This is a genomic window from Streptomyces sp. NPDC001315, from assembly GCF_042896175.1.
Lineage (GTDB): Bacteria > Actinomycetota > Actinomycetes > Streptomycetales > Streptomycetaceae > Streptomyces.
Genome location: NZ_JBIAWZ010000009.1, coordinates 259,582 through 281,572 on the forward strand (window position 1 = coordinate 259,582; position 21,991 = coordinate 281,572).

Annotated in this window: 16 protein-coding genes; 2 read left to right on the forward strand and 14 right to left on the reverse strand. The window is 70.1% G+C overall.

The window, feature by feature from the left end; genetic code table 11:
• Positions 1-49: 49 nt before the first annotated feature.
• A complete protein-coding gene (locus tag ACFY16_RS25325) occupies positions 50-1,318 on the reverse strand; it encodes an MFS transporter (RefSeq protein ID WP_390649455.1) in 1,269 nt (422 codons plus the stop codon).
• 133 nt (positions 1,319-1,451) lie between these two features.
• Here ACFY16_RS25325 and ACFY16_RS25330 point away from each other — a divergent pair, with 133 nt between their 5' ends.
• Positions 1,452-2,387, forward strand: coding sequence for a LysR family transcriptional regulator (locus ACFY16_RS25330; RefSeq protein WP_390649456.1), 936 nt, complete (start codon positions 1,452-1,454; stop codon positions 2,385-2,387).
• 153 nt (positions 2,388-2,540) lie between these two features.
• Here the strand turns inward: ACFY16_RS25330 and ACFY16_RS25335 are convergent, their stop codons facing one another.
• Together ACFY16_RS25335 and ACFY16_RS25340 are read right to left on the reverse strand one after the other, a co-directional pair.
• A complete protein-coding gene (locus tag ACFY16_RS25335) occupies positions 2,541-3,248 on the reverse strand; it encodes a 2-phosphosulfolactate phosphatase (RefSeq protein WP_390649457.1) in 708 nt (235 codons plus the stop codon).
• A gap of 153 nt (positions 3,249-3,401) precedes the next feature.
• Complete coding sequence (locus tag ACFY16_RS25340; RefSeq protein ID WP_390649458.1) at positions 3,402-3,950, reverse strand: GNAT family N-acetyltransferase; 549 nt, start codon at positions 3,948-3,950, stop codon at positions 3,402-3,404.
• Between the two features lie 489 nt (positions 3,951-4,439).
• On the opposite strand from ACFY16_RS25340, the gene ACFY16_RS25345 reads away from it, so the two are divergent.
• Positions 4,440-5,639, forward strand: coding sequence for an MFS transporter (locus tag ACFY16_RS25345; RefSeq protein ID WP_390649459.1), 1,200 nt, complete (start codon positions 4,440-4,442; stop codon positions 5,637-5,639).
• A 523-nt stretch (positions 5,640-6,162) separates the two neighbouring features.
• On the opposite strand, the gene ACFY16_RS25350 is transcribed toward ACFY16_RS25345, so the two are convergent.
• The 11 genes from ACFY16_RS25350 to ACFY16_RS25400 all read right to left on the reverse strand — a co-directional run bounded on the left by ACFY16_RS25350 (position 6,163) and on the right by ACFY16_RS25400 (position 21,967).
• Positions 6,163-7,008 carry a hypothetical protein gene (locus ACFY16_RS25350; RefSeq protein WP_390649460.1) on the reverse strand — a complete coding sequence of 282 codons (846 nt, stop codon included), beginning with the start codon at positions 7,006-7,008 and terminating at the stop codon, positions 6,163-6,165.
• Positions 7,009-7,021: 13 nt separating this feature from the next.
• Entirely contained in the window at positions 7,022-7,672 is a 651-nt protein-coding gene (locus tag ACFY16_RS25355) for a polysaccharide lyase family 7 protein (protein ID WP_390649461.1), read from the reverse strand.
• A 13-nt stretch (positions 7,673-7,685) separates the two neighbouring features.
• Positions 7,686-7,904: a hypothetical protein gene (locus tag ACFY16_RS25360; RefSeq protein WP_390649462.1), complete on the reverse strand. Its 219-nt coding sequence runs from the start codon at positions 7,902-7,904 to the stop codon at positions 7,686-7,688.
• A gap of 185 nt (positions 7,905-8,089) precedes the next feature.
• Positions 8,090-10,432, reverse strand: coding sequence for a polysaccharide lyase 8 family protein (locus ACFY16_RS25365; RefSeq protein ID WP_390649463.1), 2,343 nt, complete (start codon positions 10,430-10,432; stop codon positions 8,090-8,092).
• On the reverse strand, positions 10,429-13,278 hold the full coding sequence (locus ACFY16_RS25370; RefSeq protein WP_390649464.1) for a glycoside hydrolase family 95-like protein: 2,850 nt from the start codon (positions 13,276-13,278) through the stop codon (positions 10,429-10,431). The genes ACFY16_RS25365 and ACFY16_RS25370 overlap by 4 nt, the downstream gene beginning before the upstream one ends.
• Positions 13,271-15,082 carry an alpha-L-fucosidase gene (locus ACFY16_RS25375; protein WP_390649465.1) on the reverse strand — a complete coding sequence of 604 codons (1,812 nt, stop codon included), beginning with the start codon at positions 15,080-15,082 and terminating at the stop codon, positions 13,271-13,273. Before ACFY16_RS25375 ends, ACFY16_RS25370 begins: the two co-directional genes overlap by 8 nt.
• Before the next feature lie 28 nt (positions 15,083-15,110).
• Entirely contained in the window at positions 15,111-17,480 is a 2,370-nt protein-coding gene (locus tag ACFY16_RS25380) for a glycoside hydrolase family 95-like protein (RefSeq protein WP_390649466.1), read from the reverse strand.
• A complete protein-coding gene (locus ACFY16_RS25385) occupies positions 17,477-18,811 on the reverse strand; it encodes an alpha-L-fucosidase (protein WP_390649467.1) in 1,335 nt (444 codons plus the stop codon). The genes ACFY16_RS25380 and ACFY16_RS25385 overlap by 4 nt, the downstream gene beginning before the upstream one ends.
• An 8-nt stretch (positions 18,812-18,819) precedes the next feature.
• Positions 18,820-19,692: a carbohydrate ABC transporter permease gene (locus tag ACFY16_RS25390; RefSeq protein WP_390649468.1), complete on the reverse strand. Its 873-nt coding sequence runs from the start codon at positions 19,690-19,692 to the stop codon at positions 18,820-18,822.
• Positions 19,689-20,645, reverse strand: a complete 957-nt coding sequence (locus ACFY16_RS25395; protein WP_390649469.1) for a carbohydrate ABC transporter permease — start codon at positions 20,643-20,645, stop codon at positions 19,689-19,691. The genes ACFY16_RS25390 and ACFY16_RS25395 overlap by 4 nt, the downstream gene beginning before the upstream one ends.
• A complete protein-coding gene (locus tag ACFY16_RS25400) occupies positions 20,642-21,967 on the reverse strand; it encodes an ABC transporter substrate-binding protein (RefSeq protein WP_390649470.1) in 1,326 nt (441 codons plus the stop codon). The genes ACFY16_RS25395 and ACFY16_RS25400 overlap by 4 nt, the downstream gene beginning before the upstream one ends.
• Positions 21,968-21,991 lie beyond the last annotated feature (24 nt).

The window sequence follows — 21,991 nt, forward strand, 5'->3', positions numbered from 1 at the left end:
GACGCGCCGGGTATCCCACGCTGCCCCGCCTGCGGGCCGTGGCGGCCCGTCAGGCGCGGCTCGGTGTCGGCTTCGGCTCGGCGAGAGGCGCTGCCGCGCGGCGGGGGAGCAGCAGCGGGGTCGCCAGCAGGAGCACGCCGGCCAGGCCGATCGCCGTACGCGGGCCGAGCAGGACGCCCAGCACGCCCCAGACGGCTGTCAGGAGCGCGGTCGAGGCCTTGGTCGTCACCGCCCAGGCGGACAGCGTGCGGGCGACCCGGTCGGTCGCGGTGCGCTGGAGGCGGTAAGTGGCGTAGACGGGGTTGAAGACACCGCAGCAGAAGATGAGCCCGAGCTCGACGCCCATCACCAGCAGCAGCCCTCCGGTGCCCGGCCCCAGGAAGGCCAGGCCGACGGGCCAGAGCGCGCGCAGCGTCCCGACCACGACCAGAACCTGGTGCTGCCCGAACCGGGCGACGAGCGGTCGGGCCAGCCGCGAGCCGAGCAGCCCGCCGATCGAGGGCGCGGCGAAGGCGAGGCCGTACTGCCACGGTGCGAACCCGAGGCGGCCGAGCATCAGGACGGCCAGCAGCGGCTCGGCGGCCATCACCAGGCCGTTGAACAAGGCGGTGTTGAAGAACAGCGGACGCAGCGTCGCGTCGGCGAGGATGTGGCGCCAGCCGTCGAGCAGGTCCCCGGCCCGCATGCGCGCGGCCTCCGGGCGCTCGGGCCGGGGCTCGTGCCCGCCCGTCGCGCGGATGCCCAGGGCCGAGAGCAGGTAGCTGACCGAGTCGGCCACCACCGTCGCCACCGGACCGAGGAGCCCGATCGCGGCGCCGCCCAGCGGCGGTCCGATGATCGTGGTCGTCCAGGCCGTGGACTCGAATCGGGCGTTGGCGACGAGCAGGTCCTCGGCCGGCAGCAGCGTCTTCAGGTATGCGCCGGAGGCGGCGCGGAAGGTGATGTCGGCGGCCGCGACGACGACCGAGACCAGCAGGAGCTGAAGGAACGTGAGCACGCCGAGCGCGAACGCGGCGGGGATCGTCAGCAGCGCCGCGAACCGTACCAGGTCCATGGCGATCAGCACCGGCCGCTTGCGGCGGAACTCCACCCACGGACCGAGCGGCACCGCCACGGCCGCGCCCACCGCAGCCCCCACGGAGGAGAGCGCGGCGACCTGGGCCGGTCCGGTGTGCAGCACCCGGATGGCGATCAGCGGGAACGCGCCGAAGGCGAGCCACGTGCCGAGCGCGCTGGTCCCGTACGCTCCCCAGAGCCACCCGAACCGCCGCCCCAGCCGATGTCCGCGCAGGTGTCCCAGCCGGTGCCCGCTGTTCATGCCCGCCGCCCCTCGCCACTCACCCGCACAACCGATCCGCGATCGGAAACATCAAAGCGGGCACCATACCCGGGGATCAAACAACCGCAGGGTCGTCGGGCACAACCAACGGTTGTGCCCATAGGGTGTCGGTATGGACCTCGACACCGTGCGGACCTTCGTCGCCGCCGCCGACGCGGGGCAGTTCCAGGAGGCCGCCGTCGAGCTGGCGGTCACCCAGCAGGCTGTCTCCAAGCGCATCGCCGTGCTGGAGCGCAACCTCGGCGTGCGGCTGTTCACCCGCACCGGGCGCGGCGCCGAGCTCACCATCGACGGGCAGGCGTTCCTGCCCCACGCGCGCGAGCTGCTGCGTGTCGCCGAGCGCGCGGTCACGTCCGTGCGCACCGGCCGCCGTGCGCTGCGCGTCGACATCATCGCCTCGCGCGGCGCGGCGTCGGGCCTGATGCGCGGCTTCCACCGCGCGCACCCCGAGATCGACCTCGACGTGGTCATGCTGTTCGACATCGAGACGGCCGTCGCCGCCATCCGGTCCGGTGAGATCGACACGTCCTTCCGCGCCGTCGCCGCGCCCGGCCGGCCCCTTCCCGAGGACATCGAGTCCGTCCGGGTGCTCGACGAGCCGCTCCAGCTCCTCACCGGCCCCGCCCACGCGCTGGCGGGCGCCCGGTCGGTGACCGTCGCTCAGCTCGCCGGGCACCGGATCTGGATGCCCGGCATCGTCCCCGGTACCGAGTGGGCCGCCTACTACGAGGACCTCGTCACCGAGTTCGGCCTCACCATCGAGGCGACCGGCCCCAACTTCGGCTCGGACGCGCTCCTCGACACCGTCGCCGACACCCCGGCCCTGGCCACCTTCATGGGCGAGCACACCCGCCTCGTCTGGCCCGCCGGCCACGGCCTGCGCCGCATCCCGGTGACCGACCCGACGCCCGTCTACCCGCACTCCCTCCTCTGGCACCGCGACAACCCCCACCCAGCGCTGGCCACCCTCCGCGCCCACCTCGCCGCCACAGCGGCCGGCCACGACGCAGCCGGGACCTGGGCGCCGGGCTGGGTGACGCCGCGCTGAAGCGGCCGTCGACCGCACCGCCTTCTACGGCACCCCGCCCCCGTCCCTGTGCCTGCTGTCTGCCGCCAGCCCGAACCACCGTGCTCGGGACATGCAGTTGATACCGGGTGCCCGCCCGGATGGCGGCTCTCGCATGGCGAGAGTTGGTCCTCATCAGCGATCAGTCGAAGCCTCGTCGGTCGGCGAAGGCACGGCGTACGGACGCAGGACCATGAGCGAGTCTTCCAAGGTCGCCACCATGGCGAAGGGGAACCGGTCGAGCTCAAGACAGAGTGCGACGTCATCAGGATGGACTCCTTGACGCACGCCCTCCGCCAGCTCGGCGGCGGCGCGCGACTCGCCGGCGCGGCGGAGGAACTCAGCTGCATCCGTCCCAGCCTCGGTGACCCTCCGAGCGATGTATTGAGCGCACGCCCGATCTTCATCGGCGTGCCCATCGTCGCCAGTGACCACGAATGTGACACTGTCACACTCGCGTGTCCGCAAGAGCCGAGCCGTTGCCTCCGCCACCACGAAGCTGGCGCACAGCACCAGCGACGCCTCCTTGACCGCAAGGGCGCCGACCGTCCCTGCCGTGGTTTTCTGCACAACGGTCCGTCCGGCAAGGTCAATGGACCGCAGCAGCCCCGGCGAGTTGACGGTGTCGAACCCGGGCGCGGGCGGACCGTCTTTGACGGCCACCCAATCCGGGTGGCGAGCCTTGAGCGCCAGGGCTTCGTCCAGCGACTCAGCAAGAACGATCTTTTCGGCCCCCTGGGCAAAGGCCCAGGCAGCCACTGTGAAAGCACGCATGACGTCGACCACGACCGCCACGGACGGGGCTTCGACCAGCTCAGCGATGCCAAGGAAACGAGCGTCCATCCGGTCATGATCGCGTATGCCTGACCCGAAGCACCCAGGCGGTGATACGCATCACATCGACGGTCTCGGAATGCAACACCTCCGGCTGCGGCCCGAACCGTCGATCGGCTGTCACAACTCGCGGCCGGCACCTCACCTCTTCCGGGCACGAGCTCAATCGGGCGGCGTGACCGGGGACCACACGCCGAACCACTGTTCGGCGCCCCACTCCTCGAACCGTTGCACCTCGGTGAACCCCAGCTTCGCCGCGAGGCGCATCGAGCGGTCGTTGGCGGTCTGGGTGTACAGGACCACCGGCTCGCCGGGCAGGGCGTCGGCGAACCAGCCGAGCGCCGCCGCGCACGCCTCGGCGGCGTACCCGCGTCCCCATGCTTCTGGCAGGAACAGGTAGCCGAGCTCGGCCTCTCCGGCATCCGGACGGACATGACTCCGATGCTCCGCGTCGCGCCGGTTGAGTTCGATGATGCCGATCATCGCTCCGTCGAGCTCGATCACGAAAAGGCCGGGGCGCCTCGCGGGCGTCTCGGGCAACGCGCGCTCCAACTCATCACGCGGTCGAGGGCCGCCTATGTAGGCGCCCACCTCCGGCGAGGTGAACAGCTCGATGAACGCCGCACGGTCCCGGGCCTCGGACTCGCGGAGTACGAGCCGCTCGGTGTTGATCGGGGCAGGTGGCCAGGCGACGGATCCTGGTTCAGTCATGGCGGGTAACTTATCGCCCGCTCGGCGCCCGCGGGGTGACCACCGCCGGGGAGCTGGTTGCCATCCTTGCCGCACGGCCCGCCGACACCACGCTGTTCCTCGCCGACCAGGCCGCCGCCCCCCCGGGCCCGGCACCGTCACCGGCCGCCGCCAACCCCGGCGGCGATTTGACGGAGCGTCACCCTCGCCTGTCAGGCGGCAAGGCGTACGTTACGCGGTCTCACGGGAACCCGCTCTCTCGCCATCAAGCACCGGGGTGACGCTCCGCTACCGATTCCCAAGCTCTGTGCCAGAACCGAGTTTTGATGTCACTCGGTGTGCGGCAGGGACCGTGGTGGATCGTTGGAGAGCCGTCGCCAGCGTGAAGCCCGTGGGGTGTCCGCGTTCTTGCCTGGCGGCGACAGCGGTCAGGGCGGCGACGAACCGGCCCGCTGAACAGGCATGGAAACGGTGAGCTTTCGGGCGGCTCTGTCCTCTAGGTTTCGTCCCATGGCCTCATCCGCCGGTTCTGAAGACCGAGTTGCCGAGGCGCGGCCGCGTCTGGTGACCCGCCCGCTGCTTTTGCGCTTTGTGACGGTCGTCGGCTCCTCGGCGAGCTTCTATCTGCTGCTGTCGGTCGTCCCGGCGTACGCGCAGAGCGCACCGGGCGGGGGCAGCGACAAGGCGGGCCTGGTCACCGGTGCGCTGATGCTGGCCACGGTGGCCGGCGAGCTGGTAGCCCCATGGCTGGCCGCGCGCTGTGGCCATCGGGTGATGCTGGGGGCGGGGTTGTTGTTGCTGGGTGCTCCGGCACTGGCCCTGATCGTGTCGCAGAGCATGGCGTGCATCGTGACGGTGTGCCTTGTCCGGGGGCTCGGCTTCGCGTTCACCCTGGTGGCGGGTGGGGCGCTGACGGCGTCGCTGATCCCGCCCGAACGCCGCGGTGAGGGGCTGGCCCTGATCGGCGTCATGGCCGGTGTGCCGTCGCTGGTGGGCCTCCCGCTCGGGGCCTGGCTGGCATTGCACACGGGGTACGGGCCCGTCTGCTCGGTGGCGGCACTGATCGCCCTGGTCTCCGTCGCCGCCGTCCCGGGCCTGCCCGGGCGGGAAGCGGCGTCGGGGCTGCCCCTGGGGATCTTCGCCGGGGCCCGCTCCGGCACGCTCAGCCGCCCCACGGCCGTGTTCGCGGTGACGGCAGTGGGCGCGGGGATCGTCGTCACCTTTCTGCCGCTGGCCGTGGCGCCGGGCCATTCCAGCGTGGTCGCCGCGGCTCTCTTCGTGCAACCGGCCGCCGCGACCGCATCCCGCTGGTTCGCCGGTCGGCGCGCCGACCGGCGCGGAGCCGCCGGGCTGGTCGTGCCGGGAGTGGTCGCCTCAGCCGCCGGCATCCTCGTCGTTGCCCTCACGGGAGTTCCCGTCGCGGTCGTCGTGGGTACGGCCGTGTTCGGGGTCGGCTTCGGCATCACCCAGAGCGCAACCCTCACGCTGATGTACTCCCGGGTCCCGGCCTCCGGGTACGGGACGGTGAGCGCACTGTGGAATGTCGCCTACGACGCGGGTATGGGCATCGGCGCGGTCGGCTTCGGCACGGTGGCCGGCTTGACCGGCTACCCCTGGGCCTTCGTCCTGACCGCGTTCCTGATGCTGACAGCCCTCGTCCCGGCCCGGTGGGATCAAACGGTGGCGTGCAAACCTCATGCGACGACTTGAGGGGATCGGGCGGTGACGGAGGAGGGGCACCAGTGCAGGGGAGTGCCCTCAAGCGATATCGCGCCCACGTCCTCCCGCCAGCTCACCGTTGGCTGGTCACGCCCACGTGGCCGGCTTGCGGGTCGGGTGGAGGCCCCAGTCGCAGGCGGGGATGAGGCACCCGGCCAGGGCACGCTATACTTGATCTTGAGCGTGCTGCGGAACTGCAGGGAACACGTCGTGCGTTGGTGGTCCAAGGAAAGACGCCCCGCTTCCTGCGGGGAGATGCAGGTGCAAGGCCTGCCCGGCGCTCAAGGGAACCCCGCCCCGGATACCCGGGGCGGGGTTCGTGCTTGTCGGCGGGCTTGTGAAGGGCACGCTGCGCAGATGTGACCAGACCGAGCGACTGCGGCGTGCCTCCAGCGGAGAGCGTCATGGCGCTTCCTTCGGCGCCTGGCCCTGATCCCGAACAGGCGGCAGAGGGCAGCGGCCGCCCCAGGGATGTCCCGAGGCCGCCGCCGTTTCAGGCGTCACGCCGCAACTCTCATGTTTGCGCGGTCAGTTCACTGATCCTGAAGAAGCCCGTTGTCGCGCCAGGGGTCGGGCTGGTCAGTTCCAGGCGCACCCTGCTCGTCTCCACCTCGGAGAAGGAGAACGTACTGGGTGCGTCCGAGGTGGCCACCCAAGTGATGCGCACGTCCGGAACGGGCACGTACTGCGCGCCGTCCCAGTACGTGACACGCACCGACTGTGGCAGGGACAGGGCGCCACCTGTGGTGAACCGTGCGGTCAGGCTGGAGACGGAGCGCCTGCCGGACCAGTTGAGGGCCACCCATTCCCGCTCATGGGCGTGCGTCATCGCCGGGAACTGGAGGCTCGCGCCTTTCGAGGCGAGATTCGACCAGCCGGTTGCGGGGTCGTCGTCGGTCATCGCCTCGGGCGGCGTGGTGGCCGAGCCGGAGAAAGTCGCGTCGGCCGGTGGTGCCGGGGACGCCGCACCCAGGGTGGCGGTGACGTGTGAACTGTACGACGTCTTCACCGGGAACACGTTGTTGTACGGAGTCGGCTCGCCGATGCAGTCCTGGCCCGACCAGATGAACTGGCCGGCGAAGTACTCCCGGTCCCGGTCCTTCTTCAACGCGTGCTCGCCGCTCGACGCCCACCCCACGATGTTGTTGTCGTAGGAGGACGGCTCGCGCCGGCCGGGCGTGTAGTCCTGCGCCGTGTTGCCCCACTGGGGGTCCTGGTAGGCGCCGCGCGCCGACGTCGCCGACGCCGACTCCGACTCGAAGAAGAAGGTGTTCGGGTACTTCGCGTGCAGGGCGTCGATCGACTTCGCGGAGTTGTAGACGGCCGCGCAGAGCACGGCCGTCCGTCTTCCTCTCGTCATCGCTGCGACACCGTCACTTCGTGTACAGGTGGATGTTCTTGAGGTAGATGTCGCTGCGTGCCGACATCCCGTCCCGCCCGTACAGGCCCGTTTTGAAATAGTGCGTGGCGTCGCCGTGGTCCTTGTACGTCTTGATGAAGGTGCGGTTGACGAAGACGTGGACGTTTCCGGTGTCCGTCTCGTGCACGACGTTGAGCCGGACGTACGTGTCGTAGATCGGCGAGTAGAACTTCTCGATGTCGTAGTAGTCGAGGCTGTTGGTGTTCATGGCGAGCGTCATGAACGCCGTCGCCCAGGTCGAGCCGCCGAAAATCTGGAAGACGGTGACGTTGTGGGCTCCGGAGGCGACCTTCATGTCGCACTCGAACTGCGTCTGCCCGCTGGTGTAGTCGTTCTTCCAGCGCATCTCGCTGCGCGGCCCCGACGAGCTGTCCGGCCACAGCCACGGGTCGCTGTCGTACAGCCACAGGTGGTGCTCGCCGGTCGCCGACAGGTACTCGTAGCGCGTCGTGCCGGGCGGGGTCTGGAGGGTGAAGCCCGGGGAGATCTCGGTCCAGCCCGTGCCGATGGGCGCGGCCTGGGCCTGCGGGGCGGAGGCGAGACCCCAGCCCGCGAGGCCGAGCCCGGCGGCCGCGCCGCCGGTGAGGATGGTTCGTCTGCGCACGATCAATTTCCCTTCACTGTGAGGTTAGTTGGTGAGGCGGTGCTGTACGTGGGTCAGCGCGCGGTCCACCAGTCGACGGCGGCCACATCGGGCAGCCCTGCTCGGCGTGGTTGGCGAGCGAGATCTTCGTCGGTACGTAGCCGGCGTCCGGCGGGATCGTGACGATCCGCATCTTCTGCTGCGGATGTGCCTTCTGGTACTCCTTGGCGGCCGTGGTACGGGTGTTGTCCACCCACACCAGCAGCTCCTTCGAGCCCTCCGAACCGGCGCCGCCGCCCCCGCCGGTGCCGCCGCAGGCGCAGCGTGGCGAGCGTGGCGCAGGACAGCGCGAGCGCGCGCAGAACCGCCGGACGGCGGCGCCTTCCGAACAGGGACATGCAGAACATGTCTGTCATCAGCTCCAGTCGAAGGACAGGGTCAGGGCAGAGTGAGGACGGCCGTCTGCGTGTGACCGCGCGTCCCGGCCGTCCGCACCGTCACCGTGTGGGGGCGCGCATCCAGCGAGACCGTCGAGTCCGCCGACTCCACGCCCTTGACCGGCCACGGCAGGGTCAGCGTCACCGTCTGAGTCGTACGCGACGGATCGGACACCGCGAGCCGCAGCCGGGCACCGTCACGGCGCAGCAGGACGGAGCAGGGGCCGTCGGCCGTCAGGGCGGCGACGTCGGCGGCCTGCCAGAAGTTCGCGGCGATCAGATGCAGCCGACCGCATCGAATCGCTTGTGCCCGAGCCGAGTTGGCGAGGATCTCGATCTGGGGATCGGCCGCGTACCCCTCCGTACGGGCGGCCGAGGCGCGCGGCAGGACGGCATACGCGTACCGGGCGTTCTGAGGGTCGGCGCCGTGGTCGAACCAGAGGGTGGTGTAGTGGCGGGTGCGCGGGGTCGTGTCGCCGCTGGTGGTGGCGCCCTGGTCGATGTCGAACCAGGCGCCCGTCCGCTCCTCGCGCCTGAGCCGCAACTCCCCGCCGTCGAGCACCGCGTAGCCCGCCGTGCCCTCCAGGTGCGCCCAGCGCTCGCCTTGCGCGAAGGGCGCGTGCGCGTCGTGCGTATTGCGGTTCTCGACGACCGTCTCGATCGTCCGCCCGTCGCTCGACGTGATGCCCGCGCCGAGCGCGATCACCGCGTCGTCCAGCAGGAACCAGGACTTCTTGGCGCGCAGGCTCACCCCGTCGGGCACCAGGTCGAGTCCCGCCGCCGCGAACGCGCCGTCGAGAACGGCGCCGCCCGCCCAGTCCGCCGGCGGCCGGTAGTTCTGGCTGTGCGGCAGATCCTCGCGCACCCGGGTGTCGACCGTCGTGCCGGGCAGCCGGTACGAGTCCACGGTGGGCCAGAAGTGGTCGCCCCAGTGCGCCTGGTCGTCCGCCGTGTACAGGTACGTCATGCCGTCGCCCGTGTACCAGCCGTGCAGGTTCTCCTGGTTGATGGACTCCACGGCCCCGACCCGCCGCGACGACAGGGCGATCGCGTACGACCAGTCCGGCCTGCGGTGCACGATCCGGTCCATGTCCGCGAAGACGTACGTGCCCACGGTCCGCTTCCCGACCGGCACCGCCGGATCGTCCAGGATCTCTTTCGCCCGCCGGATCGACGGCAGGGAGATCCCGCGCAGGATCGGCTGGTACGTCTGCCGGGTCAGCCAGCCCTTCAGCAGCGGCCGCCACCGCGCGGTGTACGCCTCCGGGGCGCCCTGCGCGAGGAGCAGCACCGTCTCGGTGACCTCGCGGCCCACGTACTCGGCGCCCGAGCTCTGCCGGCTGATGCCACGGCCGCGCAGGGCGTCCATCATGTGCCCGTCGAGCACCACCGGCACGAACGCCCGGTCCACGATGTCGTACACGTTCCGCAGGTCGGGGTCGGTGCTCTGCCACGGCGAACCGGCGAACAGCGCGACGAGCTGGGCGACTCCGCTCAGATACGTCGATCCGTACGCGCCGGTGTACGGGTAGCACTCGTGCTGGATGAACGAGCCGTCCGGGTAGAAGCCGTCGCCCGGTCCCTCGGTGTAGGCGAGAAGGCTGTAGCGGCCGCCGCCGGCCACGTCCGACATGCCGTCGCGGGCCAGTTCCAGCTTGTGCGCGTCCTTGCCGAGCAGCCCGCGCACCGCGACGATCACCGCCTTGTCGGTGCGGTTGGCGCCGGTCTCGGTGATGGTGGCGTTGCTGATGCGGCGATCCGGGTCGGGGCACCAGCGGTCCACCGGGCGCAGCCACGCGGTGAGGCGGTCGGCGGGGATGCGGTCGTAGAGCAGCGTGCATGTGTCGACGAGGGACCGCGGGGTGCCGATCTCCCACCAGTACCAATTGCTGCCCTGCCGTTCGAGGGTCTCGTTGTAGGCGTTGGCGTACAGGAACTCCAGTGCGTCCACGAGGAGCCGGGCGGCGGACTCGTCGTGGTAGCGGCTGGTGCCGGGCGTGTCCCAGGCCAGTGCGAGGGTGCGCAGCGCGCCGTACGCCTTGTTGAAGTTACCGGTCTTCGGGTCGGTCAGCGGGAGGTCCGGCCACAGCGCGCCGCGGCCCGCGCTCGCGTCGAACGTGCGCCAACGCGCCTCGGCCGCCGCGTCGATCCCGGCGACCCGCTCCGTGAAGGCGGGGTCGCCCGCGTCGAGGTCCCCACCCGTCATCATCGTGCGCCAGCGGTTCCGCAGCGCGTCGAAGGCGTCCTCAGCCGCGGCGACCGCCGGAGTGACGGTCAGGCTGAGTCCCAGGGCGGCGGCCGAGGCGAGGACGGCGCGGCGGCTGAGCGGTCTCGGGCCGGTCATCGGGGCTCCTCCACGGACAGCGCGAAAATGTGCAGCGCCGGCTTCGAGGCGACCGGCAGGGTCAGAGAGCGCAGTTCGCGGGCCTGATCCACCGTCACTGGGGTCTGGAAGATGCCGACCTGGAGGGAGTCGGGAGCGCTCTGCCCATGCCGGTGCGTGCACCGCACCAGCTCGCTGCCGTCGGCCGGCGCCGTCCCCGCCCAGTCGCTCATCGCCAGTTCCACCGCCTGCGTGGAGCCGTCCGTGTACGTCGCTATCAGCGTGGTCTTCAGAGCGCCGTACGAGCACGCCCCCAGGACGCGGAGCTTCGCGTACCGGCCCGGCGGCACCGGGATCGTCTGACCCTTGGCGGTGACGTTGTTGAGAGCGCCGTTCGCGTACGACGGGAAGGTGTACTGCACGCCCTCGAACGTGAGCGGGCCCGCGGCAGGGAGCTCTTCGGCCGGGTATGTGCGTCCCGTGCCGTCGAAGTCGCCGTCCGTCATGTTCTCGTGGGTGCTGATCCCGTCGCTGTCGAAGTGCTCCGACAGGTCGACGGGGGTGGTGCGGCCGGGCGGCGGCAGCGCGGGCAGGCCCCAGGCCTGCCACTCCCCGGACACCTCGACCGGCTCCACGACCAGATCGCGTACACCCTCAGCCAGGAGAAGAGCCTCCTCGCCCGCCGCGAGCTCCAGCTCGACGACCCCTTCCCCGGCCTCCCGCCACTTCGCCCCGTGCACGGTGACCGGCCCGTCGATCCCGTGCCGCACCCGGCACGGCGCTCCGGCCAGGCTGCGGATCCGGATCCACCGGGTCGCGCCCTCGCGGCGCACCGCCGTCACCAGGAACGCGCCCTGCGTCCGGAAGTCCCGCACCGTCACCGCGTCCCAGGCCCGCGGCACCGCGGGGAGGACGCGGATGGTGTCGCCCCAGCTCTGCACCAGCATGTCGTGCAGGGACTGATTGGCCGACAGCGGCGTCTCGATGACCGGGCCGCCGCCCTCCCGGTACATGGTGTTGGCCTGGATGAAGCCCTGCGCGAGGAGGTCCTTGAGGTAGCCGAGGCTCTGGTCGCCGCGGCCCATCTGCGCGGCGATCGAGGCGGCGCCCGTGAAGCTGTAGCCCCGCAGCGCGCCGGTGAAGCCGATCCAGTGGTTCAGCGAGGTCTCGATCAGCTCGCGCTGCTCCGGCTGCTCCCAGTTGACCAGGTACAGCGGGTACACGGACAGCATGTGCGAGTAGTGCCGGTGCGACTTCGCGAACGGCACCCCCGCACCGATCATGAAACCGTTCTCGTCCACCGGATAGTCGACGAGCGTGCGCAGCACCTCGTGCCAGCGCGGCAGCAGCGGATCGTCCACGCCGAGGATGCGGGCGGAGTCGACGAGTGTCGTACAGCCCCACCGCAGCAGCGCCAGATCGTAGTTGCAGTCGGGCGCCGTGCCGCCGTACTCGGGCGAGAACGTCGCCGGCAGGTGCAGCTTGCCGTCCGGGCCCGGCTGCAGGAAGTGCAGATAGAAGTTGATCGCGCGGCGCAGCAGCGGAAAGAGGACGTCCCGCAGGACCGAGATGTCCATGGTGTGGCGGTAGCTGAGCCAGACGTTGTGCAGCGCCCAGGTCAGATTGCCGACCTCGGGGTCACGGTCGCCCGGCACCCGCAAGGTGCCCACCTGGCAGAACTGGTCGGTGGCGCGCACCACCCCCGCCGAGTCGTGCTGATACGCGGCGGGCACGCTCTCGATCAGGTGCTGCCGGTTCTCGTCGAGGGTGCGCGTGACGGAGTCGAGCTCCAGATGGTTGGAGCCGTGGATCAGCCAGTACTCCAGCTGCACATTGAGGTTCCACCACACGCCGGGCCAGCCGCCCGGCTGCAGCCACGGCCCCGACGTCGCCATGACCGGGGCGTCGCGGCGCGTCGCCGAGGCGATCTTGTAGAGCTGGATCCAGTAGAAGCTCTGCAACCGCCCGTCGGGCAGCGAGACGAAGCTCTTGGGGTAGTAGGCGTGCCACCAGTCGCGGTGCGACTTGACGCGCACGCTCGGTGGTCCGTCCAGCACGTCGGCGAGCCGGGCGACGGCGGCCTTCTCGGCGGTGCGCCCCGGATGCGAGTGCGTCACCGTGCAGTACAGCCAGCTGTCCTCGTCGCGTCGCAGCTCCCGGTAGGCGGTGACATGCTGGCCTCCGGCGAGCAGCTGTTGCACCGCCAGGTGCGTGTCGCCGTCCTGCCGGGTCTCGGGCGCCGGGTTGTAGACGTAGGAGTCGAGCGGGTTGGTGAACTGGCGCGGGCTGATCGCGTCCGCCGGATGGAACGTCCACGCGGCTCCGCGCTCGCCCTCGCTCGGCACGAGCCGCACCATCAGCACCGACCGCGTGCTGTGCACCAGCGCCGTGAGCGCGATCTCGCCCTCGGTGGTGGTGACGGTGCCGGACAGCTCGGCGTTCCACAGGTCGAGGCGCCAGTCGACGCCGGTGACGGTGCCGACCGTGTCGAGGCTGAAGTACCCGAGGGGTAGCCGCGCCAGACCGTAGAGGCTGCCGCCCATCTCGGGGCGGTGGTCCTGTACTTCGCTGTGCTGCACCTCGAAACGGACGCTCCGGCCGTCCTGAGGCACGTACACGATCGATCCAAGCCGTCCGTCGCCGAGGAACGGGCCTTCCGTCCAGGTCCGCGGGACGCGTCCCCACACGAGGTCCTGGTCCTTGAGGAAGCGGGCCCACTGCCCGCCCGTTCCGACCAGGTCCCGTACGACAGGCGGGTGTTCATCGGCGGACGCGGCCGCCGCCGGTACCGCCGGCAGGGACAGCGCGGCGCCCGCCGCCATCGCGGTTCCCAGGAATCCGCGCCGGGCCATCTCGATGTCAGACATGGCCGACCCCTCTCGGGTAGTGCTCGCCCACGCCGATGTGATCGACAAGCAGCTTGTGGTAGAAGGCCGGCACCGAATCGGCCGCCCAGGTCGAATCGACGTCGAGCCGTACGTAGCGGCACCGCACGCCGAGATCGATGAAGCGCACGCCCTTCGCGCTCTCCAGCACCCCGACCGCCACCGGGTCCTGGCTCCACGCCTTCCCGTCGTCGCTCACGTACACCCGGTAGTCCTTGATGCGGGCCGAGTCCTCCTTGCGGCCGAACGTCTCCCGGTTCTGCGTCGGCGACCACTCCCGCTGGTTGAGCGCGAGATACGCAACGGGCCGTACCTCGCCCACGTCGAGCGTCACGGAGACCGGGATCGTGTCGCCCGCATCCCAGTACGTCGTGAAGTCGCCGTCGACCAGATGCGCGGCCGGGTAGCCGGACTTGGAGCTCGTCGCCGTCGCCGTGATCTCGGACGGCGGGATCAGTCCGATGCGGTCCTCGGCGGTGCGGACCGTCAGGACGGTGTCGTACGTGTCCCACTGTGTGATGCCGGATACCGTGAGGTAGCCGTCCGCCTGGGTGAAGGCGAGTCGCTCCCCGGTGCGGAAGTCCTCGACGCGCCACACCTTGTGCGCGTTGTCCCGGATCCGGACCGTGTCGCCGGACGGGCGTGTGGTGATGTGCAGGTACTGAGTGGTCGGGTCGTCCTTGGCGACGGTGACCGCGACGAAACCGCCGTCCGCGATCCAGCCCGGCTGCATACCGCCGTACAGATAGCCGCCGCCCTCGGTGCCCTCGAGCGCGCCCCAGGCGCCGTCCAGCCACGTCTTCGCGAAGTCGTTGAACGCCTCGGTCTTCGCCGGGAACCGGCCGCCGTGCTGAGCGCCCTCCGCCACCAGCGACCGTATGGAAGCACCGCAGTTGGAGATGATGCGGCGCAGGGTGAGCGGGTAGTCGACGCTGTTGTCCGAGCCGTTGTACCACCAGCGTCCCGCCACCGTGAAGCAGCCCTCGGCGAGGCGCGGCAGGGGAGTCCAGGTGGCCGCCGCGTAGTCGTAGTCCGGGAGCATCCCCCGCTTCTGCTCATGGCTGACCATGTCCATGATCGGGGTGTCCTCGTTGTTGTTGCTCAGCGTCATCTCGGGCCGCTCGCGCCGGATCCGCTCGTAGAGGCCGTTGGTCTCCCAGTACGCGTTGTCGTTGTCGATCCAGAACCCGGCGAGGTCCGGGTAGTCCGCCATGACCTCGACGAAGTTGTCGTACGAGAACATGCCGAAGCCGTCGCGCGTCGAAATGTCGACGTCCCGGCCCTTGTGGGCGGAGTACGCGGCCGAGTCCAGGTAGTCGTGGCCGGTCTCGTCGTGCCACTGCGGGTCGTCCGTCATATAGAGGACGACCTTGAGGCCCTTGGCCTTGGCAGCTGCGATCAGTTCGCCGAGGAAGTCGCGCCGGGTACGGGGCGAGCCGGGGATGCGCGACGGCCACGTACGGACGTATCCGAGCTTGGAGTGGAACGAGGTGAGCACGAGGTACGAGGCGTGCAGCTTGATCGCCTCGTCGACCCAGTAGTCGGCGCTCCAGCCGTCGCCGGTGACGCGGGCTTCCCACGCCTCTACGTCGGTGTACTCGGGGATGGTGCGCATGCCCCAGTGCAGGAACAGGCCGATACGGGACTCCCGGAGCCAGGGGTGGCCGGGGTGGTAGTCGGGGTCGGCGGCGTATGCGGGCAGTGAGTCGAGGGCGCCGCCGAGGGTGAGGGCGGCGGAAACGGCGACGGCCGAGGCGAGGAAGTTGCGCCTGCTGAATGCGGTCATGACGGTTGCGGCTCCTGGCACGTGGGGATCAGGCGGGCTTGAGCGTGTACGTCGTTCCGGGGCGCGTCGGCCAGGTGAGCAGGCCGTCCGTGACCGTGTGCGGGACCTCGGCGCCGGACGTGTCCGTGAGGCGGGCGGCGCCCGCTCCCCACGGGTCGGCGATCCGGACCGTGCCGCCGCGCTCACTGTGCAGCTCCACCTCGCGTACGGCGCCGCCGGCCAGGCGGGACGACACGAGGAAGGCGCCCTTGGCGCGCAGCGTCCAGAACGCGGCGTCCCGCTCCTTGGGCCACACCGGGAACAGGCGGATGACGCCCGCCTCGCTCTGCAGCAGCATCGAGTTGAGGGCCTCGGTGGCGCCGGACGTCTCGATGCCGCCGCCGCCCTGGAAGCAGGTGTGGTTCGAGGAGCGCCACAGGTAGCGGATGCCGGCCTTGAACTTGTCGACGAGATCGGCGGCGGGCCAGCCGATGCGGGCGGCGATCGGCCACACCTTGCAGAAGCCGTTGTTGGACGCCCCACCAGGGGCTGTGCACCAAGAGCCCATCTTCTCCAGCGAGTTGCGGGCGGTCTCAAGCAGCTTCTCGTCGCCGCCGATCGAGAGGACCTCGCCGGGGTGGACGGAGCCCTCCAGGTTGATGGGCTGGTTGCCGGGCTCGAAGAGGAGGTTCGGAGTGGTGCCGTTCTTGTAGCGGACCTCCTCGGCGATGTAGAAGACCTCGGCGCCGTCGACGACGCCTGTCGGGTAGTCGGCCAGCTTCTCGGTGAACTCTCGCCATACCGGCCGGAGTTCGGCGTCCACGTCGAGGATCTCGCTGGTCTCGATGAGCGTCGCCGCCGCGCGCCGTGCGAAACCGAGGTCGAGATTGGGGTTGAGGTCGACCGCGCCCTCGTGCGCCGAGCTGTTGCGGATCTGCCAGCAGCCCTCGCCGCCCTTCCCGGCCGGGTCCCACTCGGCGTAGTCCCGGTAGAAGGCGTCCATCTCCTTCAGCGGCGGGTACACGTGCTCGCGCAGGTAGTCGACGTCGCGCGTGTACTCCCAGCGCCAGATCAACGGCAGCAGCGTGAAGATCGCGTTGGACTTCTGGTCGCTGGGCAGCTTCGTCCAGTCCTTGACGGCGGCCACCTGCGTCGGGCTCGGCGCGGGCCGCACCATGTCGTACGGGGTGAACGCGCGCCCGTAGCAGATGCCCTGGTACCCGGCCTGCGCGGTGCGCTGCCGCTGCCAGGGGTTCTCCGCGGCGACGTACTTCTCGAACGGGGTGATCAGCTCGGGACGGTTCGAGGAGCACGCCCCGTAGTAGGGGGCCTGGGCGTTGTAGTTGAGGAAGTACATGCCGCCCCAGCGCGTCGGCTCCCCGGCCGGCCACGGCCCCCACAGCGACGGCGGCAGCGCGGCCCCTTCGCGCGTCGCGGCGCCGAGGACGTACTGGGCGCCGTAGTAGAACTCCTCCAGCGTCTGGTCGTGCACGCGGATGAACGAGCGCGACCAGAAGTCCCGCCACCAGCCCAGGTGGTCGTGCCACCAGCCCTTTGTCACGACCGGGGTGCGCACCCGGGCGGCGGCCAGTGCCTCGTCCCGCAGGCCGGTGACCGTGGTGGTGCCCGTCGGCACCTCGAAGTAGCCGCGCAAGGTCGTCACGATGCGCACGGTCTGCCCGGCGCGCAGCACGAACGTGCCACTCGCCTCGGCAGGGCCCGACTCGGTACGCGTGAAATCGGCGTCGACGAGCCGGGTCGCGGTGGCGCAGCCGCTGCGGAAGGGCGTGAGGCTGTTGTCCTGGCGCGTCGTCCACAGTGCCCCGTCCTCGACGCCCGTCTCGTACGGGAACTGGGCCTCGGCCGGCACCGAAACGCGTGCCGTCAGCACCACGTCCGGGCTGCCCTCGGCCGACGACACCTCCGTGACCAGGGCGTCCTCGGCGTCCGGCGTCCACGAGCGGAGCGTGACGTCGGCGGCGCCGATGCGCAGGTTCGTGGTGACGCGGGCCCGCAGGATGTCCTGCTCCATGCGGTAGCCGGCGAGCGGGTCGCCGGTAGTGGCCTCGGGCGAGGAGAGGGTCAGGGAGCCCGCGGTGAGGATCGTGGTCTGCCAGCTCGGGTCGGTGGACTTGCGGCCCCAGAAGTCGGCGCGGCCCAGCCGGAACGTCTGCCGGTCGGGCTGCTCGTCGCCGACGATCACGCCGACGTCGCCGTTGCCGAGCAGCATGCCCGGCGTGAACTTGTCCGTGGCGATCTTGGCGATGGGCGCGGTGACGGTGGCGGCCATGGTTTCCAGGAAGGCCGCGATCGCAGGGGCGCCGCCGGGGACGGCCCGCGCGGACCCGGCGGCCGGCAGGCCCGCCGAGACGGCTAGCGCGGTCACCGCGGACGACTTCAGGAACGTACGGCGTCTCATGCCCTGCCTCTCTCGTTGCTGTCGCTGTCGTCGTCGTTCTCGTTGTTCAGGAAGATCTCGATCACCGGCAGGGCCACATCCGGCCTGCGGACGGGGAGTTCGAGGGTGTGCGCGCCCTCCGGGACGCCCTTGGGGCTCACGTTGCCGTTGTCCCAGTTCGGGTCGGTGTTCACGGGGCGGATCTCCGAGGCGTCGTGCAGGAACTGGGCGTAGCGCACCCGGCCCGAGAGCCCGGGCAGGTGCAGGTGCTTGTACGGCCACTCCAGGAGATGGACGTAGAGCCGGTCGCCGCGCTGCGTGTAGCGGGTGCCGGTGGGGGCGGCGTAGGAGGAGGGTCCTGCTCCGTGGATCGAGCGGGAGTGCAGCCGCATCCAGGCGCCGATGCCGCGCAGCACGGCGAGGGCGCGCGGTTCGAACTCGCCGCGCGCGTTGGGGCCCACGTTGAGGAGAAGGTTGCCGTCCTTGGAGACGGTGTCCACGAGGAGGGCGATCAGCTGCTCCGGTGTCTTCCAGTTGAGGTTGTCGCGGTCGTATCCCCAACTGCCGTTCAGGGTCTGGCAGGCCTCCCACACCTCACCCGGCGGAACGAGCGGCTGGTACTCCTCGGGGGTCGTGAAGTCACCCGGAACACCCAGGCGGTTGTTGACCAGGCAGCCCGGCTGGAGCCTGCGGACCAGTTCCATCAGCTCTCGCGAGCGCCACTCGTCGGGGCCCTTGCCGCCGATGACCGGCTTGCCCTGGCGGATCCGGCCCGCATAGCTGAAGTCGAACCACAGGGTGTCCACCGGCCCGTAGCGGGTGAGCAGCTCCTCGACCTGGCCGTGCAGATGGTCGGCGTAGGCCCGCATGTCACGGTCGCCCGGGTCGCCGGTCGCGTCGTCCCACTCGGGGTGGATGGTGTCCAGCGGGAACTGCGGGTGATGCCAGTCCAGAAGCGAGTGGTAGAAGCCCACCCCGAGCCCCGCCGCGCGGAACGCCGACACGAACGGGCCCACCAGGTCCTTGCCGTACGGGGTCGCGGCCACGGAGTAGTCGGTCAGGTCCGAGTCCCACAGGCAGAAGCCGTCGTGGTGCTTGGTGGTCAGGACCGTGTACCGCATCCCCGCCTGCCGGGCGGCGTCGGCCCAGGCCTCGGGGTCGTACAGATCGGGATCGAAGTGATCGACATAAACCTGGTATTGATCGCGCGTCAGGCGTTCCCGCTGCCGCACCCACTCATGGCGGGCCGCGGCCGCGTACACGCCCCAGTGGACGAAGAGACCGAAGCGCTGGGCGCGGAACTCGGCGAGGCGCCGGGCCCGAGGCTCGCCGGTCGGATCTGTCGAGGTCATGACAGCTTTTATCCCTTCACCGCTCCGGTGGTCAGGCCCGACAGGAACGTGCGCTGGAAGGCCAGATAGACGAGGACGCTCGGCACCAGGGCGACCAGGGCCCCGGCCAGCAGTGCCCCCACGCCCACCTCCGGCACGGAGCGCAGGAGCTGCAGCCCTACGGTCAGGGGGTACTGGTCGGGGGACGTGGCGACGATCAAGGGCAGCAGGTACTGGTCCCAGATCATGTTGAAGCCGAAGATCACGACGACGCCGAGACCCGGCTTGCACAGCGGCAGGATGATCTGCCCGAAGATCCGCAGTTCGCCCGCGCCGTCGACCCGCGCGGCCTCCTCCAGTTCGAGGGGGATCTCCTTCATGAACTCGCTGAGCACGAAGATGGAGAAGCCCCAGCCGCCCATCGGCAGGATCATCCCGAGCAGCGTGCCGCGCAGGCTGATGCCCAGGCCCGGCAGATCGCCCAGGACGAGCGAGAGCGGGATCGCGATGATCTCCTCGGGCAGCATCATCGTCGCGAGAATCACCATCAGGACGATCGCCTGCCCGCGGAAGCGGTGCCTGGCGAGCGCGTACGCGGCGAAGACCGTGACGCTCACCTGGAGCAGCAGCGCGCCCCCGGTGATGACGAAGGAGTTGCGCAGATACGTCCACAAGCCTCGCTCACCGGCGACCTCGAAGTTGTCCAAAGTGACATGACGGGGGATCAGGGACATCTGCGACGGGTCGGGGGTGCGGTCGAAGGCGCCCGTGAACACGGCGAGCAGCGGACCGCAGAACACCAGCAGCACGAGTGCGTACAGCACGAGCCGGGTCGTCGAGGCGAACGGGTGTCGGCGGCCCCAGTCCCAGCCCAGCGCCGTGTCGTAGCGAGAGGCCGTCATGACAGCTCCTTCCGGCGCCGGTACCACGTCACTCCGCCGGTGAGGACGAGCGTGAGCAGGAAGAGGACGACCGAGCAGGCCGAGGCGAACCCGAGGTCGTTCGCGCGGAACCCGAGGTCGTAGATGCGGGTCATCAGCACGTCGGTGGAACCGGCCGGACCGCCGCCGGTGAGGATGTAGACCTCGGTGAAGACCCGCATCCCGCGGATCGCGGCCAGCGTGAGCAGGATCGTCACCACCGGGCGCAGCGCGGGCAGCGTCACATGGCGAAGCCGCTGCCACAGGCCGGCGCCGTCCAGGGCCGCCGACTCGTACAACTGCCGGTCGATCGAGGCGAGTCCGGCGAGCACGATCATCATGTCGTACGGGGCGTTCTTCCAGATCCCGACGACGATCACCCAGCCGAGCGCCTGGTCCGGGTCGTCGAGGAAGCGCTGGGCGTCCGAACCGAACCAGGACAGAAGGGAGTTGAGCATGCCCTCGTGCCCGGGGAAGTACAGCAGCCGCCACACCTCGGCGACCACCGCGACCGCCGCGACGACCGGCAGGAACGCGGCCGACCGCACGAACCAGAGATGGCGCGCCCGACCTTCGAGCAGCAGCGCGAGCGCGAAACCGACGAGCATCGCGCCCGCCGTCTGCGCCACCGCGTACACCGCGGTGTGGCCGAGCGCCCGGCGGAAGGACTCCTCGTCGAGGATGCGCGTGTAGTTGTCCAACCCCACCCACTGGTCGCCGAGGAACGGCTGCACCTTGTAGAAGCTGAGGCTGATGCCCTTGGCCATCGGCAAGTACTTGAAGTACAGGAAGAGCAGCAGCGCGGGCGCCAGGAACAGCCAGGGCAGGGCCGCCCGGCGCAGCCGGACCCGGCGGGCCGAGGGGACGGACCTCGGGGCCTGGGGAGGCGGCCCCGGGTCCGAGCGTGTGGGCTCAAGGCCCGTGGCGGCCGTCATCCTCCGTACACCTTCTGCGTCTCGAGCTCGGTCCTGAACTCGTCTGCCAGCTCGGCGAGTTCGGACTTCGGGTCGGTGTCGCAGCGGGCGAACAGGCCGTTGAGGGTCTCCGCGGACTTCTGGCGGAACGGCTGCCAGTTGGGCACGTTCGGGGTGTAGCGGCCGTGCGAGTCGAACTCGTCGACGAACATCTTCCAGCGGGCGTCGCCGCCGCGCTCCGCGACCGTGTCGACCTTCTTGTTCACGGAGAGGCGTACGGCCGGCTCGGGCTTGGTCGTGTTGAGGCCCATCGTCTGGCCCTTGGGCGAGATCAGGAACTCCGCGAGGCGGCGCTGCTGCTCCTGCACCTTCGAACCCGCCATGAGGTAGACGTTCTCGCCCTCCGCCAGCGTCGCCTGCCCGCCGGGCCCGGCGGGGGAGGGGACGACCTCGAACTTCTTGCCGAGGTCCACGTCGTACTTGCCGACCATGTACGGGCCGGTCATGTAGATGCCCGCCTTGCCGCTGCTGAAGAACTCGTGGGCGTCCTTGGTCTGGAGCGTGAGCGCGCCCGGCACCACGACCTTCTCCTTGCAGAACAGGTCCTGCATCCACTGCACCGCGGCCACCGACTCCGGGGAGTCGATCGCGGGCTTGTACTTGCCGTCGCCGGCCTCGGTGAGGAAGTCGCCGCCGCCCTGCCACAGGTAGGAGGACGCCCACCAGGAGGCGTAACCGCGGTCGGTGGACGCGGGCACGAGCATCCCGTACGTGTCGTTCTTGCCGTTGCCGTCGGGGTCCCCGGTCTGGAAGGCCTTGGCGAGGGCGGTGAGGTCGTCCCAGGTCTTCGGCTGTTTCAGGCCGAGCTTCTCGCGCCAGTCCTTGCGGATGAACGTGGCGAACGACTGCACGTTGAAAGGCACGCCGTAGTACTTGCCGTCGTACGCCTTGGCCTGGTCCCACGCCCGGTCGAGTACATCGGCCGCCCCCTTGAGCTTGTCCCTGTCGACTTCCTGGACCAACCCCTGGGAGACGTTCGTGCCGAGCATGCCGGAGTCGTTGATGATGACGTCGGGCAGGTCCCGGGCGGTCGCGGCCTCGGCGACACGCTGCTCGAAGTTGTCCAGGATCGGGGTGTACTTGACTTTCACCCCCGTCTCCTTGGTGAACTCGGCGAAGATCTTCTTGTACACGGCTCCGGTGACGGGCGAGGAGCGGGACCACACCTCCAGCGAGCCGTCGGAGGAACCGCCCGAGGCCGAGCCGGAACCTGACCCGCAGGCGGTGAGGACGGTGAGGCCGGCCACCGCCAGGGCGGCGGAGAGGCGGCGGGACGTACGCATGAGGAGGGCTCCGATCGAGGAAGT

What these genes read in the sequence shown, in the direction of transcription:
- ACFY16_RS25335 (WP_390649457.1), bottom strand. Translation starts at nt 3,248, where the DNA reads ATGGACGCTCGTTTCCTTGGCATCGCTGAGCTGGTCGAAGCCCCGTCC.
- ACFY16_RS25380 (WP_390649466.1), bottom strand. Translation starts at nt 17,480, where the DNA reads ATGAGACGCCGTACGTTCCTGAAGTCGTCCGCGGTGACCGCGCTAGCC.
- ACFY16_RS25325 (WP_390649455.1), bottom strand. Translation starts at nt 1,318, where the DNA reads ATGAACAGCGGGCACCGGCTGGGACACCTGCGCGGACATCGGCTGGGG.
- ACFY16_RS25340 (WP_390649458.1), bottom strand. Translation starts at nt 3,950, where the DNA reads ATGACTGAACCAGGATCCGTCGCCTGGCCACCTGCCCCGATCAACACC.
- ACFY16_RS25330 (WP_390649456.1), top strand. Translation starts at nt 1,452, where the DNA reads ATGGACCTCGACACCGTGCGGACCTTCGTCGCCGCCGCCGACGCGGGG.
- ACFY16_RS25365 (WP_390649463.1), bottom strand. Translation starts at nt 10,432, where the DNA reads ATGACCGGCCCGAGACCGCTCAGCCGCCGCGCCGTCCTCGCCTCGGCC.
- ACFY16_RS25400 (WP_390649470.1), bottom strand. Translation starts at nt 21,967, where the DNA reads ATGCGTACGTCCCGCCGCCTCTCCGCCGCCCTGGCGGTGGCCGGCCTC.
- ACFY16_RS25370 (WP_390649464.1), bottom strand. Translation starts at nt 13,278, where the DNA reads ATGTCTGACATCGAGATGGCCCGGCGCGGATTCCTGGGAACCGCGATG.
- ACFY16_RS25345 (WP_390649459.1), top strand. Translation starts at nt 4,440, where the DNA reads ATGGCCTCATCCGCCGGTTCTGAAGACCGAGTTGCCGAGGCGCGGCCG.
- ACFY16_RS25385 (WP_390649467.1), bottom strand. Translation starts at nt 18,811, where the DNA reads ATGACCTCGACAGATCCGACCGGCGAGCCTCGGGCCCGGCGCCTCGCC.
- ACFY16_RS25395 (WP_390649469.1), bottom strand. Translation starts at nt 20,645, where the DNA reads ATGACGGCCGCCACGGGCCTTGAGCCCACACGCTCGGACCCGGGGCCG.
- ACFY16_RS25390 (WP_390649468.1), bottom strand. Translation starts at nt 19,692, where the DNA reads ATGACGGCCTCTCGCTACGACACGGCGCTGGGCTGGGACTGGGGCCGC.
- ACFY16_RS25350 (WP_390649460.1), bottom strand. Translation starts at nt 7,008, where the DNA reads ATGACGAGAGGAAGACGGACGGCCGTGCTCTGCGCGGCCGTCTACAAC.
- ACFY16_RS25375 (WP_390649465.1), bottom strand. Translation starts at nt 15,082, where the DNA reads ATGACCGCATTCAGCAGGCGCAACTTCCTCGCCTCGGCCGTCGCCGTT.